The 14,723-nt window shown below is 39.9% G+C and carries 12 protein-coding genes and 1 pseudogene; 6 read left to right on the top strand and 7 right to left on the bottom strand.

Translation table 11 applies throughout. The features are described 5' to 3' along the window. Positions 1-117: 117 nt before the first annotated feature. From H6G68_RS10775 to H6G68_RS10760, 4 genes are all read right to left on the bottom strand, one after another. The gene (locus H6G68_RS10775) at positions 118-459 is read right to left on the bottom strand and encodes a cupin domain-containing protein (RefSeq protein ID WP_190906648.1); all 342 of its coding nucleotides are present in this window, start codon (positions 457-459) and stop codon (positions 118-120) included. Positions 460-629: 170 nt separating this feature from the next. Next, entirely contained in the window at positions 630-1,022 is a 393-nt protein-coding gene (locus H6G68_RS10770; RefSeq protein ID WP_190906647.1) for a hypothetical protein, read from the bottom strand. 99 nt (positions 1,023-1,121) lie between these two features. Continuing rightward, positions 1,122-2,228 carry a DJ-1/PfpI/YhbO family deglycase/protease gene (locus H6G68_RS10765; RefSeq protein WP_190906646.1) on the bottom strand — a complete coding sequence of 369 codons (1,107 nt, stop codon included), beginning with the start codon at positions 2,226-2,228 and terminating at the stop codon, positions 1,122-1,124. Between the two features lie 99 nt (positions 2,229-2,327). Continuing rightward, positions 2,328-2,705, bottom strand: a complete 378-nt coding sequence (locus tag H6G68_RS10760; protein ID WP_127055857.1) for a DUF2267 domain-containing protein — start codon at positions 2,703-2,705, stop codon at positions 2,328-2,330. Between the two features lie 873 nt (positions 2,706-3,578). Here H6G68_RS10760 and H6G68_RS10755 point away from each other — a divergent pair. Further along, positions 3,579-3,800 carry a hypothetical protein gene (locus H6G68_RS10755; RefSeq protein WP_190906645.1) on the top strand — a complete coding sequence of 74 codons (222 nt, stop codon included), beginning with the start codon at positions 3,579-3,581 and terminating at the stop codon, positions 3,798-3,800. 726 nt (positions 3,801-4,526) lie between these two features. On the opposite strand, the gene shc is transcribed toward H6G68_RS10755, so the two are convergent. After that, positions 4,527-6,458: a squalene--hopene cyclase gene (gene shc, locus H6G68_RS10750; protein WP_190906644.1), complete on the bottom strand. Its 1,932-nt coding sequence runs from the start codon at positions 6,456-6,458 to the stop codon at positions 4,527-4,529. Positions 6,459-6,729: 271 nt separating this feature from the next. Between shc and H6G68_RS10745 the strand changes: the two genes are divergently transcribed. Then, positions 6,730-7,911: a glycosyltransferase gene (locus tag H6G68_RS10745; protein WP_190906643.1), complete on the top strand. Its 1,182-nt coding sequence runs from the start codon at positions 6,730-6,732 to the stop codon at positions 7,909-7,911. A 379-nt stretch (positions 7,912-8,290) separates the two neighbouring features. Here the strand turns inward: H6G68_RS10745 and H6G68_RS10740 are convergent, their stop codons facing one another. Together H6G68_RS10740 and H6G68_RS10735 are read right to left on the bottom strand one after the other, a co-directional pair. Continuing rightward, entirely contained in the window at positions 8,291-8,962 is a 672-nt protein-coding gene (locus H6G68_RS10740) for a 5'-methylthioadenosine/S-adenosylhomocysteine nucleosidase family protein (protein ID WP_190906642.1), read from the bottom strand. A 39-nt stretch (positions 8,963-9,001) separates the two neighbouring features. Further along, positions 9,002-9,235: a hypothetical protein gene (locus tag H6G68_RS10735; protein WP_190906698.1), complete on the bottom strand. Its 234-nt coding sequence runs from the start codon at positions 9,233-9,235 to the stop codon at positions 9,002-9,004. Between H6G68_RS10735 and H6G68_RS10730 the strand changes: the two are divergent. The 4 genes and pseudogenes from H6G68_RS10730 to hpnA form a co-directional block, all read left to right on the top strand. Next, positions 9,171-9,472 (top strand): annotated as a pseudogene (locus H6G68_RS10730) (efflux RND transporter permease subunit); the annotation flags it as partial. The gene H6G68_RS10735 and the pseudogene H6G68_RS10730 sit on opposite strands and share 65 nt — an antisense overlap. 172 nt (positions 9,473-9,644) lie before the next feature. Continuing rightward, positions 9,645-12,389 (top strand): efflux RND transporter permease subunit, encoded by a 2,745-nt coding sequence (locus H6G68_RS10725; protein ID WP_190906641.1) that lies wholly within the window; start codon positions 9,645-9,647, stop codon positions 12,387-12,389. Positions 12,390-13,015: 626 nt separating this feature from the next. Then, positions 13,016-13,453: a DUF29 domain-containing protein gene (locus tag H6G68_RS10720; protein WP_190906640.1), complete on the top strand. Its 438-nt coding sequence runs from the start codon at positions 13,016-13,018 to the stop codon at positions 13,451-13,453. 199 nt (positions 13,454-13,652) lie between these two features. Beyond that, positions 13,653-14,639, top strand: coding sequence for a hopanoid-associated sugar epimerase (gene hpnA, locus H6G68_RS10715; RefSeq protein ID WP_190906639.1), 987 nt, complete (start codon positions 13,653-13,655; stop codon positions 14,637-14,639). The last annotated feature ends 84 nt before the right edge of the window (positions 14,640-14,723 follow it).

Raw genomic sequence — 14,723 nt, 5'->3', positions numbered from 1 at the left:
ACATATCTTGATGAATTTTAAACCTTTCTTGTCCCACAAAACTATAAATCTATAAAAAACCTCCTTACTTATTAAGTAAGGAGGCTAGTAATTAGATATTTAAACTATTTAAACAGTTTAATGTTCATCTCTTGCATGAATGTGAGCCGGCGGACTAGTCGCCTCAATTGCAGTAAATGGTTCCAGAATCTTATAAGAATGCCTCGCACCCTTTGGTACTACCCAGGAACTTCCCCTTTCCAACACAATTTTTTGTCCCTCAATATCCAATTCCGCCCGACCATTAATTACAAACCCAACAGTTTCATATTCTCTTTGAGTTGGCTGCTTATCATTTTCTGGTTGTTCGTCTTCCCACAAACGCATGGAAACATTTTTACCAGAGGCAAGATACTTCTGACCGAGTTGACCTTTTGGAGAATAGGCAGAATCTACTTTTTTAACACTGGTATCACTCATGTTTTTACCGCCACAATTAATCAATGTGAATTCAGAAATATGCCAGAAAGTTGTTAACTGACTTGAAATTAAGACCCCACCCCTAACCCCTCCCCGCTGTTTCGTGGAGGGGAATAAGAAGTTTTTTTTCATATGTTCTGGTGTATGCAGTTCATGATGGCTACTTATTGTTATTTTGATTTTTCAGGGACATTTTCTTGATAAAAACCGCGTCGATTACCCGTAATTGGCTCTACAGTTTTTTCAACATTTGTTTTTACATCTTCTAAAAACTCTTTTGTCGCATCGGGAACTGGTTCATCAAGATTTAGTCTTTCTTTGATGTTTTCAGCCGTCTCTTTCAGTTTTTTCGGAGCGTTTTCTACTGACTTGTCATTTCTGATTTTTCCCGTGTCGGGAGTACCTTTGTAATAGATACCTTCTGGAGTTTTCACAGTATCTGCTTGCGCCAGAGAATTACTATAATTCAAAGCAGGGAAACCGAAAAAAGTAAAAGTCACCAGAGAAATTACCACAATCGAAGGGAAAAATTTTCTTTGTAGAAAATTCAAAAACTGATTCATAAAAAACCTCAAATGTATGATATTTTGACTCAACATTTAACTTGACCACAGATCAAATCAAAATTTTGGATGTTTTGATTACTCTCCAAAATCTCAAATCTAACCTAGAGTAACAGCCGCCCCAGAAGTTGGTGTAGGAGGCTTAATACCAGCAGCAATCCGCGCCCGATAAAGTTCTATTAATCGCTGTTCATCTTTACCTAAATCGTTGTGAATTTCTTTGAAAATTGCTGTGGCTACGGGGTCAGTATACATTGCCGACAAATTGCTAAGATCACCAATACCTGTTTGGATATCACCTAATGCACAACGTATTTGATAGATATCATCACTACCAGTTAAGGCTGTTTTAAATTGGGCATATTGATTAGCGATATTAGCAGCCAAAGATGGTTTTTCGTGCAATATATTCAGATAAGTTTCCAGCTTTTTAATGTGGTGCTGTTTATTCAAAATCATTTCTTGAAACAGCGCGCTTACTTCCTGATCAGATTCTTTTTCTAAATAATGTTCTAAAGCTTCCATCGAATAACGTTCACCAGCTAAAGCCGTATTCAAACCTTTCAGAATTTCATTCTTTGTTGAACCACCCCAAGCATCAGCTAATTTCCACCATTCAGCACTTGTGTCTTTCTCATCAGGTAATCCAGCCTCTTTACCACCATAACCCAAACGATTTAATAGTGCTGTTGTAAAAATTGCCAAGTCACCAGGTTCACGGGATGTAATTAAATTACCGTCTACAACTACTGGCTCATCTATATAATTTGCTCCAGCATTACTGATGTCTTTGCGAATAGCAGTAAATCCTGTTATTTGTTTATCTTTGAGTAAATCACCTTCAATTAAAACTTGTGGTCCATGACATACAGCAGCTATCAATTTACCTTGCTTCATTGCTTCTCTGACAAAGCAAACTGTATTACAATTAAGCCGCATTTTATCAGGAGCCATACCACCAGGAATTACTACCGCCGCGAATTCATCAACTATAGCTTCTGTTGTGGTTGCATCAGCTTGTTTGCTCAGTTTTCCTCGTTTACCTTTATATTTTTCATTCATCCGAGAACCAAGGACTACTACCTCAATTCCGGCTTGCTTTAATCCATTATAAGGTACTATAAATTCTAGATCTTCTACTCCTTGTTCAATGAGAATAGCGACTTTCTTATTACCAGAATTACTCGAATTATTATTGTGTGTCATGGATTTACCCCTGGTTATTTGTAAGGATGAGTTGAAAAATTGTTATTGATACCAAAAAGATGTGATGATATTTGATGAAATTTATTGCTATCTAGGTAGTTAAATAGCAAATAATTCTTCGTAATCATGTGAGAAAAAACTATGAAATTTCAGAAACTTTTCTGGTGTAATAGCATTTTGTAGCACCGCAAAAACCGCACGTACATGAATAGCGCTGGTAGTGGGGTCTATATTTTCTTTTTGACTTGCACGCTCAATAAATTCTTGCAAATGAAATGATTGATTAGCTTCTATCTCGCGCTCACGTAAATATTGACCTAATGCTTCTGGTAGTTGTGCAGCTAATTCTTGTATTTCATCATTAGGAATAAGTTCCTTAATGGTTGCTAATGTAGCTTGAGTAGCACGTTCAGCCTCTTCACGAGAATTAGATTGGGTTAGACTTTGTACATGAGTAATAAACTCTGTGTATTCCATTTTTCACCTCCGTTGATAAAAACTAATCATGTAAATAACGTAAGTTGCTCGTTAGGGAAAAGGTGAATTTTGACGAAGAAACAAAGGATTTAAATAATCTTCTTACCCACTTAGCAATTACTAACTGAATTAAAAGCAAAATTAACTAAGAGATAAACACAGAGTAAACACTATGCTTGTTACTCTGTGGTTGCGGTTGTGATGATTGGGGCAGCTGCACCCTTAAATCCTTACGCCCTTTGCTTCTTATTGACTAGTTTACGTTTATTTATATTTAGCTTCATCTGTCTTGGGACTGGTTTAAATATGCTAGTTTGTAAATTACAAATCTATCTTTTTATAGTGTTTTTATAAACTACTACTTACTAATAAAAATAAAAATGGAGACCTTAAAAAGTGTTAATTCTTTGGAAGAGAAAGTTTTACAATGTAAGTTTAATTACAAATTATGAGATTCTCACTGCTGCTGGAGGTTGTATTTTAACGAATTATCGGGGGTTTAAATCTCCGTCACAACCATTAATTACGAATGATTTGAAGTAGTATGGCGTAATTAAACTTTAGATAGAGCTAATTCCCAACCAATTCCCTACTAGGAGAGAGATTTTATATTTAAGGCTCTACCGTATTTGTTATTTAATTGGTATTACTTTAAAAATACACTCCTCTGTCTGAGCTTATCAAGACTTAAACTATATCTCGCTCGATGAAAATCCCTGTCTAAATAATAGCTAAGTTTTGAGAGTATGTATGATTATATAAAACTGTGTTGCTTCTAGTTGCATATCGTATTGACTTACTGTTATTAGTTTTTCTACTATTTAAATTAAACGCGGCTTTAGCAGTTCTAATAAAAGTAAGGATACTTCTACAATGTCTAATCTATTATTCACCAATTTACCTGTTGAACAACAAGAAATTATAGTGGGTGGTGCTGATTCTGATAGCGGTATAAACTCTGCTACTGGCAACCCTAACATAATTCCCGATGTTGTGAACAGCAGCTTATCAAACTTTTTTGACGTGAACAATTTTTTAGGTAGTATGAATGGATTATTAACTAGTTTTATCCCAAATTCAGTTCCGTTGGGTTGACGCAAAGAAACCCAACATTATTAAACCTGATTATCAAAAATTTTGTTGGGTTGCGCTGTCGCTTAAGAGGTTGTTTGAAAAGTATTAGATGAAACCAATAATTTCCAAGAACCTAACCCCCCAGCCCTACCCCTCCCTGACCCTCCTGCCCTACAAGGGGAGGGAAGCGGAACAACTTTTGTTAGCTGGAATGGGGGTTTCAAAGCCTCTCCCCGCGTCGGGGAGAGGTTTGGAGAGGGGTTTATTTATATAGCAGGAGTCAGGAGTCAGGAGTCAGCACTTCTCTTCTCCTGTCGGAGACACTACGTGAACGAGACGCTTCGCGAACGACTACGCTCAGTGACCGGAGTCAGGAGTAGAACCCTCTTGTAGTGGGAGTTTCATTATCAATTGATGTCCTAACCACCCTGTCCACGGCTATACATTAAAAACTTTTAAAACATCCTCTAAGCCAACCTACATTGCTTATCTTATATTGATGATATGGCATCAAGTAATTATAGGTTGATTGTAGGATTAATTGTCTGATAGCGTAGCTTGGCGTAGCCATATCAGGTTTAACAGAATTTGAAGATTAATAGGATTTTGTATTTATCAAAAGCAGTTTTATGAATCAATGAGAAGGGGGAAAATGTAAAGACGTTACCCTGCGGGAAGCTTCCGCTACATGAAAAATCTCTACAGTTTTCCTCCTTTCTGTCACCTGTTAACTCTATTTCTTAATAGTTAACCTATAATTGCTTGATATCGCCCCAACGCAATTAAAGGAAAATACTGTTGATAGAGGTGATACTTCAAATAAAAATGACAAGGAAAACCCGTTCCTGTAAAGTATGATTCATCCCAAGTACCATCAGATTTTTGAGTTGTTAATAGATAGTTGATTCCTTTTTCAAGGCTATCAGTAGCTAATTTACCCGTTGCTTCACCTGCGGCTATTAAACCAATTAACGCCCAAGCCGTTTGGGAAGCTGTGCTGTCTCCTTTTCCTTTAAGGTGGGAATCGTTGTAACTAAAACAAGTTTCCCCCCAACCACCATCATTATTTTGAACTTTGACTAACCAAGCTGCACCTCTTTCTATATTTACTTCATATTTTTGAGGATTTATCAAAGCTAAAGCTGATAAAACGCCACTAGTTCCATAAATGTAATTTACTCCCCAACGTCCAAACCAACAACCTTCTGATTCTTGTTCATCTAATAGATAAGTTAGCGACTTTTCTAAATTCTCTGGTTTAATTGATAAATTACAAGCCCCCAACATTTCTAATACTCTAGCAGTGACATCTGCTGTATTGGGATCAATCATGGCTTTCAAATCACCATAAGGTACAGAATTAAGCCAATCTTGATTATTATCTACATCAAAAGCTGCCCAACCTCCTGGTTGACATTGCATCGATGCTATCCAATTTAAAGCCCGATTAATAGCTTGTTTTTTTAGTTCTTCATTTGGCAATTTTGTTTGATGTAAAGCCATGACAACCACAGCCGAATCATCAACATCGGGATAGAAGCGATTGTCAAATTCAAACGCCCACGCGCCGGGTTTTCCTTGGTGATTTTTAACAGACCAATCACCATAATCTAAAATTTGTTTTTCTATTAACCATTCTCCAGCTTTCACCACCGCAGAATTATCTGGTGAAACTCCAGAATCAATTAAGGCGCGAATCGCCCAAGCTGTATCCCATACAGGTGAAACACAAGGCTGTACGCAGTAATTATTTTCTGTTTCTATGACAAAATTATCAACTGCTTTTAAACCCCGATATACAATCGGGTCGTTAGCGTCGTAATTTAAACACTTTAAAGCTAATAAGGAATTCAACATGGCGGGAATAATTCCCCCCCAATCTCCTGTAGCTTCTTGACGTTCTAAAATCCATTTTTCTGCGGCTTTAATTCCTTCTTCTCTAAAAGGTACAAAATTTAAGCTTTCTGCTAATTTAAAACCATCATCGAGGATGTTAAATATATCCGACCAATCACCATTTTTTGGTAATTCCCATTTGACATTATTCACACCTTCGGAATATAATTCATCTAAATTGATCGGGTTGTCAATTTGAAAGATGGGTTTACGATCAAAGACAATTAATAATGGTACTGTACTAGAACGCGCCCAACTAGAAAGTTCATAAATATTAAATGGGAAATTATTGGGTAACAGCATTACCCAAGATGGTAAAGAAGGAAGTCCGCGCCAATTGTAACAGCCAATTAATGCCAGATGTAACTTGGTAAAAATGCGAGTTTTGCTGATTCCGCCTTTTTCTAGAATCAGAGATTTCGCTTTCACCATTGCGGGATCATTTGCGGGTACACCTAACAACCTCAACGCCATATAAGCTTCTACGGTTGTACTCAGTTCCCCTCCATCACCATAAAACAGTTCCCAACCGCCATGTTCTCGTTGTTGCGATCGCAGATATGCTTCAACTTTGTGTAAAGGTCTGGTTTTGTCTGTTCCCCAAATCTTATGCAGCAGAACGGCTTCAGACGTGATGGTAACATTAGATTCTAACTCCGCCCACCAGTAACCATCTGGATTCTGAATTGAAAGCAGATGTTTTTGACTCGCTGCGATACCTTCGGTCAGCTTCGCTATCGCTTCAGTAACTTGCTTGACTTTCACCCTGTCTTGTGTATACATCAAATACTCGCCTCAGCACCAATACTTAATAATATCGTATCCGGTTGGGCTGACGCGGATATGGGGTGATGGGGTGATGGAGACGCGGGTAGGGGAAGACGCGGAGACAGTGGGACGCTCTTACGCGGAGAGTTTGTTTGATCAGCAATTAAGTAGAGTAAAACCCTCTTTCTCCCTGCACCCTGCCCCCTGCCCTGCCTATTTATTCCCTGTTCCCTATTCCCTGTTCCTGTAGTATTCTGTCTGAGTCACTGAGAATTTGCAATAGGTCATGGCGGCAATTGTATTGGGGTTGATGCTTTTATCCTTGGCAATTTGGTTATTTTTACTGATGTTTTGGGGGCAGTTTTGGCGAGTAGATCAACAGTTAGAGACAAGAAAAGAGGTTACACAAAAATACTTACCGACGGTGTGTGTGGTAATTCCAGCGCGGAATGAAGCTGATGTCATCCCGATTAGTTTGCGATCGCTCCTCCTCCAAGACTATGCTGGTAATTTCCAGATATTTTTGGTAGATGATCAGAGTACAGATGGTACAGCCAACTTTGCCCAAGGAGTAGCCTATGCCGTCAACAAACCCCAGCAATTGCATATTGTCTCTAGTCAAGATTTACCTCCTGGTTGGACTGGTAAACTCTGGGCTATGGAACAAGGTGTACAAGCAGCTATAAAGACCTTTCAGGAAACATCCCTACAATTACCCGACTATTTTTTACTTACTGATGCAGATATAGAACATGATCCCAGCAACCTGCGGCGATTAATTACCAAAGCCGAAGAAGACAACTTAGACTTGGTATCTGTCATGGTGCGACTGCGTTGTCAAAGCTTTTGGGAACAATTGTTAATTCCTGCTTTCGTCTTCTTCTTCCAAAAACTCTACCCATTTCGCTGGGTAAATAACCCCAAAAAAGCCACCGCCGCCGCTGCGGGAGGATGTATCTTAATTCGCCCCGAAGCTTTAAACAGAATTGGTGGTTTGCAAATAATTCGCCAAGCCTTAATTGATGATTGTTCTTTAGCACAAGCCGTCAAATCTAGTCAAGGGCGCATTTGGCTAGGATTGAGTACCGTAACTCACAGCTTACGCCCTTATGATTCCCTGAAAACGATTTGGGATATGGTAGCCCGTAGTGCCTATACTCAACTCAATTATTCTCCCTTTCTGCTCATTGGCAGTGTGTTGGGAATGATTTTAGTTTATTTATTGCCACCTCTAGGAATTATCCTTGGTTTAATATTGGGGAATTGGGCTATTACCCTCACAGCCTTAACAGTATATTTATTGATGACTTTTGCTTATTTCCCGATTATCCGCTTTTATAAATGTATCCCTTGGTTCGCCTTCAGCTTACCAATAATTGCCCTTTTCTATACCTTAATGACCGTAGATTCCGCCATCCGTCACTGGCAAGGGCGTGGTGGTGCTTGGAAAGGCAGAGTTTATCCGTAACTAGGGCTTGCTGTTCGCGTAGCGTGCCGTAGGCATAAAAGTCTTTTCGTGAGGGCTAGGAGTCAGGAGTCAGGAGACGCTTCGCAGACCTTCGGTTCAGGAGTCAGGAGGAAGAATAAGAAGGAGGTAAGAATAGTCTCGAATCTGTAAAAGTGATAGGTAAATGAATGGTTTCAACGCCTATTCCTTGCACCTGATTCATCCTTTTCAACCCTGAAAGTGTTAATATATAAAGGTTTTTGGTTTATTCAGCAAGCCCTACTTATCTTCTTCCTTCTTCCTTCTTCCTTCTTTCTTCGCGTTCTTCGCGTCTATCCCTACGGGACGCTCCGCGAACGCGGTTCATTTAATCCGTATTCTTCCAGTGGGAAGTGCCTAACTATAAATTTGTAGATGAATCAGCAAACAGTAATTGAGTTATTTCCGTTAAAACTTTGAGTCCTCTCAAAGATCCACGAATGAGTCGAGTAGCGGCTATAGGTTGACGCAGTAGCTGCCAAGCTAGAGGTAAAACTTGCAATGAACCGTCAGGACTAATAGCTGATGTCAGATTAGGTATATCGTGAGCAGCATCATCGCTAACTACTCGCAGTATGGCCACAGATACCCCAATTTGCTGGAAAAATTCCAAGGCTGTAAATCCTTCCATATCTACGACATCAGCCCCTGATATTTTACCCAAATCACGCTTTTCTGCCGCTGACCAAATCACGCGATCGCTCGTTAAGCCTTTAACAAAAGACACATGATCCCCAATTTTGGTATGTATATCTGCGGTGAAGGAGCGATCGCACTCTTGCAGATTTTCTTGAAAAAGGCACTTTTGATATAAAACAATATCTCCAACGGTGTAACGCTGATTTAAACTGCCACACAAACCCATCATCAGCACTCGATTTTCTTGATGATGGGGAATATTTTTTAAGTATTGTCGCAGTGGCTGCATACCCACGGGAATTGCTAAGACTTTTGGTTGGGAACTGGTGACGCGACTTAAACCACGACATACAGCTTTGTATTCTGCACCCTGTGGGACTAAAATTGTGTGCATAAGCACTAATCACATTAAAAAGTTTTAAACTTCGGGCAATTATTGTAGCATGACCTTAGCTAGTGTTCCTGCTCCCCGACTATTGGCGCAAGCAGAACCAGGACAACTACCAGAACCAGGAAGGCTACCGGGACAAGGAGAAACGAACATAAAAGGCCAAAGTAATTCCTCTTTTGCTGCTGCTTTAGCTGCTTTAGCTGCTTCATCATCTTCAATTCCTATTCCCAATCCGTTAAATGATTCGCGGGATGTCGCTAAGAAACTGGAAGCCATGGTGAGAAAGTGTCTACAGTAGAAACTGTGTTTACTGCTGTGGCTTCTCGTGAAGGTGAGCCGATACGTACGTTGTATGTGAAGCTGAAAAAAGAACGAATAATTGTAACGTCGGCACTGCAAGACCAACTTCGCTCTAATTTGCCTAATCTGCCTGGGGTTACTCTAAGTGTAGAAGATATTCCATTTGTAGATATGGGGGGTCAGAAACCTTTACAGTTGGCTTTACAAGGTAATGTTTTTTAAATTAGACATCGGCACTGCAATCCGCGCGATAGCGTAGGTATCGCTCATCTTCCACCATCCAGAACACTAGGATGTAGCCATTTGGAAAACTGACCAAAATGTGGGTCATTAATGTAGCATGACTAAATGATTGTGTCAGCGGTAGAATGATTGATTTTCCAAGATGGTACAGACTAATAACTCAAAATCCGCACGCGAAGTTTTTAATATCTCCAGATGGGCAATTAAATTTTCGTGGTTGACGGTATGTTTTTGGATAGCGGTGACAGTAGCGGGTATTCTCGCTTTTGGTTCTCTAAAGTACGCTTTGTTTCCAGATATTACCTTTCCGGTGGTGGTGGTAAATGCCCAAGCACCCTTAACTTCTGCTTTAGATACAGAAACCAAGTTAACTAAACCACTGGAAGAAAGCCTCAAGTCTCTGGAAGGAATTGATAATATCCGTTCCTCAACTTATCCGGGGCAAAGTGCTGTAAGCCTGTTGTTTGCAGTTGGTACAGATTTAGAAACTTCTACTAACAAAACGAAGAGCGCACTGAAGGAGTTAAAACTACCTGAAGGAGCTAATTATAAGATTATCCCTTTAAATCTGAATGAGTCATCAGTGATTAGCTATGCCATTGAGAGTCAGTCAGGAAATTTAGGTGAGTTGCAGAAATTGGCCAATGAGAAAATTTTACCAGCGATCGCTAAATTGCCAGGAGTTCTCAAAGTCTCACTTTTGGGCGCTCCTCCAAAATCTCCTCCTCTCAATGCCACCAATGCAACTGCGGCTTTAACAGGGGGAGCAAATTTAATCAGATTTAATGGTCAAGATGTACTAGCATTTCAAGTCATCAAGCGTGGCGATGCTAACACTTTAGAAGTAGTGAGTCGAGTCGAACAGGAAGTACAAAACCTGCGTTCTACTTTAAAAGATGTCAAACTTACCCTAGCAGCTACCCAAGCAGAATATATCCGCCAAGCTACCAAATCAACCATAGATGCGTTGATAGAAGCTATCATCTTGGCAGTTGTAGTAATTTTCCCATTTTTATGGAATTGGCGAGCCACTTTGATTTCTGCTTTGGCAATTCCCACATCTTTGTTAGCGACGTTTATCGTCATGGCGATTTTCGGCTTCAACCTAGAAACAATTACGTTGTTAGCTTTGGCTTTAGTTATTGGCAGCGTCATTGATGATGCCATCATTGATGTAGAAAACATCTTGCGGCACATCGAAGAAGGGCAAAGTCCCCGCGAAGCTGCACACTTAGCTACCGATGAAATTGGCTTAACAGTCGTCGCCACAACTGCCACAGCCGTAGCCGTATTCTTACCTATTGGTTTGATGGGTGGAGTAGTTGGGCAGTTTTTTGAGCCATTCGGAATTACAGTTTCCGCCTCCTATATTGCTTCTACATTGGTAGCTCGGACTTTATCACCAGTTTTATCTATTTACTGGCTCAAACCAGCTGCAAAAACTTCCCAACGCAAAGAAAATAAAATTGGAGTTTATTTTACCGACGCTTATCGAAATTTACTCTCTTGGTCTTTAAACCATCGCAAAATAGTTATTGCCTTAGCTGTACTCAGTTTTATTGCCGGAATTGCCATAATTCCCTTTATTCCCAAAGGATTTATCCCCAAATTAGATCGCGGTGAATTCAATATTACTTACACTGCACCTCTGCCGAAAATGCCGGATTTGGCAGCGTTGCAGCAATTAGGAGATAGGAGGCAGGGAGCAGGGAGCAGGGAGCAGGACAGCAGGGAGCAGGGAGCAGGGAGCAGGGAGCAGGGGGGAAATAACTTCCCAGTCCCCCAATCCTCAATTCCTATTCCTAACCCTCTGAATGACTCTTTAGAGGTGGCGAAAAAACTAGAAGCAGAGGTGAGAAAATTCCCAGATGTGGAAACTGTTTTTACTACTGTCGGTTCTCGTGGGGGTGAGCCAAATAAGGGAACTCTCTATGTCAAATTGAAAAAAGACCGCACGATTAAAACGGCAGAAATACAAGACCAGTTACGCCAAACTTTGCCTAAACTTCCTGGTGTGACTACCAGTGTGGAAGATATTCAATTTGTGGATACTGGTGGAGAAAAACCTTTACAGGTAGCACTTCGCGGTAATGACCTCAAAGCTTTGAATCAAGCGGCTAAGTCTATTAAAGATCGCATTACTAAAATCCCAGGATTTGCTGATGTCACTGTTACAGGGGACACAAATAACGAGAGTCAGGTTTTTCAAATTGAACGACTGAACCAGCAACGGGTAGCATACATCAGTGCTAACTTGGGTCAGGGTTTAACTTTGGGTGATGCTACAGACAAAATAGTTGCGGAAGCTAAAGGAGTTTTACCTGCTGATATCACCTTAGGTTTAGGTGGAGATTCTGCCCGACAAAATGAAGTTTTTGGTAGTTTTATTTCAACGTTGATTTTATCGGCGTTGTGTATCATCGTTGTGTTGATTCTACTGTTCAAAAGCTGGGTAGATCCTTTGGTGATTGGCGTTTCTTTGCCTTTAGCTGTGGTGGGAGCGATGTTAGCATTGCTCTTGACTAAGAGTGATTTTGGCATGATTTCGCTGATTGGTTTTGTGTTCTTGCTGGGACTGGCAAATAAAAACGCTATTGTTTTGGTAGATTACATTAATCAATTACGCCAAGCAGGTTTAGAACGCACGGAAGCAATTCTCAAAGCTGGGCCAGTTAGACTTCGACCAATTATGATGACTACTGTCTCTACTCTTTTAGGGATGTTACCGATAGCTTTGGGTTTTGGTGCGGGTTCAGAATTGCGATCGCCTATGGCTGTGGCTATTGCTGGCGGTTTGGTGACTTCTACTATCCTCAGTTTGATTGTTGTACCTGTAGTCTACGCCATCTTAGATGATTGGTTTCCCAGGAAGAAGATGACTCAATAACAGCTTTTAGGGTGCGTCAAAAAGTTAATTTTACAATTCACTAATTGTAAAAATTGACGCACCAAATTCAATTGTCTGATAGCGTAGCTTGGCGCAAGCCATATCAGGATGTCCAGGATTTGAGGATTTACAGGATGTTTGTGTTATGATTTTTTCGTCTGAATCCTGATTCCGACGTTTTCAAGTTTCAAAAAAATTTCAAAATTTCAAAAAAAATTTCGTTTTTTGGGGTCTAACCCCGTTGACTTTTTTGCCTAGACTTGATATTTTGATAATGGGAATGTGTGCATTAATAAAAATTTTGCTTACACTCTATTATATTAATATAACTATCCTACCACGTTGACCCCGACTGCAACCCCTAAAAAAAACATTTTTTTTTGAAAAAACTTATTAAAAATGAATAAGTATATAAAATATACTTATTAGATAGAATGATGCTCAGGTGGTTCATAGAACCTGAAAATCCTGATTCTGACATGAGTTAAAATTGAATTAGGAATAAATAAACTTAGGACTTACGCAAAACAGAACCAAAGTAGCGGTAATTCATGAATTACCGCTACACAGGAATAAGGTTTTCAGTCACATCTTGCGTAAGTCCTAAAACTGATGAAACTTAAAAAATGAACACCTTGGAAATGTACACAAAAGACTTCCATGCTTGGACACAAGCACAAGTTAATTTACTAAAAACACAACAATGGGATATATTAGACACCGTTAACCTGATTGAAGAATTGGAAACCTTGGGAAGAAAAGAAAGACAAGAAATCAGAAATAGATTAGCGGTGTTATTAGGACATTTATTAAAGTGGCAATTTCAAGCAGAGAAACGTACTAATAGCTGGTTAAGTACAATTAAAGAACAACGGATTCAAATCAAATTACTTTTAGAAGATAGTCCTAGCTTAAAACCTTATTTAGAAGAACTTTTTCTGACTGCTTATGAACTAGGTTTAGCTTTAGCAATTAGAGAAACTAAATTAGGTGAACAGGTATTTCCCGATCTATGTCCTTACACTTTAGAAGAAACTCTCAATTCCGATTTTTTACCAAATTAGTTATACATTATATAGCAGGAGGCAGGAGGCAGAGGGCAGGAGGCAGGAGGGAAAGCCTTATTATATCTAAGTTTCAAGGATTAATAATGTCCTAATTATCCTGGCTACAGCTATAGTAATTCAACGCAAAGATCCCTGACTTCTTGAAGGTCGGGGATCTGAAATAATAATGAAATCTTGAGGAGTGAGAGGTCATTGAATGCGGGCTTTTGTGACTGGTGGTACTGGTTTTGTAGGTTCTCATGTAGTGCGATCGCTGTTGGAGTCAGGATACAACGTTACAGCTTTGGTGCGTTCGAGTAGTAATTTGGGGAATTTACGGGGTTTAGAGATAGATATTGTTAAAAGTGATTTAAATGATCCGCATATCTGGAAACAGATGGAGGGTTGTAACTACCTGTTTCATGTCGCTGCTCATTATTCTCTTTGGCAAAAAGACCGAGAATTACTCTATCGTCATAATGTGGAAGGAACGCGCAATCTCTTAGCAGCAGCCCAAAAAGCTGGAATTGAACGCACTGTTTACACCAGTTCTGTAGCGGCTATTGGAGTGGGAAAATCTGGTCAAGTTGTTGATGAAACCCATCAGAGTCCTGTAGAGAAGTTGGTGGGAGACTACAAAAAGTCTAAATTCCTAGCTGAACAAGTAGCGATCGCAGCTGCGAAACAAGGACAGGATATTGTGGTAGTTAATCCTAGCAGTCCCATTGGAACTATGGATATTAAACCCACACCCACAGGTGATATTATCCTGCGGTTTTTGCGACGACAAATGCCGGCTTATGTAGATACGGGTTTGAACTTTATTGACGTGAGAGACGTTGCTAGAGGACATTTGCTGGCTTTAGAAAAAGGGAAATCAGGCGATCGCTATATTTTAGGTCATCAAAACCTCAGTCTCAAGCAACTGCTAGAAATACTCTCCGACATCACAGGATTGAAAGCACCGCAAATATCCGTTCCGGCTTTGTTACCTTTAACTGTGGCATGGGTAGAAGAAAAAATACTCGCACCTTTAGGAAAAACCCCCTCCGTCCCCATAGATGGAGTCCGCATGGCACAGCAACCAATGTATTATGATGCTTCCAAGGCCGTCCGCGAACTTAGTCTACCTCAGTCCCCTCTGAATGTAGCACTCAAGGACGCTGTTGATTGGTTTGTGTCTAATGGTTATGTGAATAGGTGACAGGTGACAGTAAGAAGACAAGAGTTTATTCTTCCCAATTACCAATTACCAATCACCAATTACCAATCACCAACTTAAGTGGTG

It is taken from the genome of Anabaena catenula FACHB-362 (assembly GCF_014698735.1).
GTDB lineage: Bacteria > Cyanobacteriota > Cyanobacteriia > Cyanobacteriales > Nostocaceae > Anabaena > Anabaena variabilis_A.
The sequence above is the reverse complement of the archived record's forward strand: the minus strand, read 5'-3'. Positions and strand labels throughout refer to the sequence as shown.

Coding starts and splice junctions, on each gene's coding strand:
- H6G68_RS10770 (WP_190906647.1), bottom strand. CDS start 1,022: ATGAATCAGTTTTTGAATTTTCTACAAAGAAAATTTTTCCCTTCGATT.
- H6G68_RS10740 (WP_190906642.1), bottom strand. CDS start 8,962: ATGCACACAATTTTAGTCCCACAGGGTGCAGAATACAAAGCTGTATGT.
- hpnA (WP_190906639.1), top strand. CDS start 13,653: ATGCGGGCTTTTGTGACTGGTGGTACTGGTTTTGTAGGTTCTCATGTA.
- H6G68_RS10775 (WP_190906648.1), bottom strand. CDS start 459: ATGAGTGATACCAGTGTTAAAAAAGTAGATTCTGCCTATTCTCCAAAA.
- shc (WP_190906644.1), bottom strand. CDS start 6,458: ATGTATACACAAGACAGGGTGAAAGTCAAGCAAGTTACTGAAGCGATA.
- H6G68_RS10760 (WP_127055857.1), bottom strand. CDS start 2,705: ATGGAATACACAGAGTTTATTACTCATGTACAAAGTCTAACCCAATCT.
- H6G68_RS10735 (WP_190906698.1), bottom strand. CDS start 9,235: ATGGCTTCCAGTTTCTTAGCGACATCCCGCGAATCATTTAACGGATTG.
- H6G68_RS10725 (WP_190906641.1), top strand. CDS start 9,645: ATGGTACAGACTAATAACTCAAAATCCGCACGCGAAGTTTTTAATATC.
- H6G68_RS10745 (WP_190906643.1), top strand. CDS start 6,730: ATGGCGGCAATTGTATTGGGGTTGATGCTTTTATCCTTGGCAATTTGG.
- H6G68_RS10755 (WP_190906645.1), top strand. CDS start 3,579: ATGTCTAATCTATTATTCACCAATTTACCTGTTGAACAACAAGAAATT.
- H6G68_RS10765 (WP_190906646.1), bottom strand. CDS start 2,228: ATGACACACAATAATAATTCGAGTAATTCTGGTAATAAGAAAGTCGCT.
- H6G68_RS10720 (WP_190906640.1), top strand. CDS start 13,016: ATGAACACCTTGGAAATGTACACAAAAGACTTCCATGCTTGGACACAA.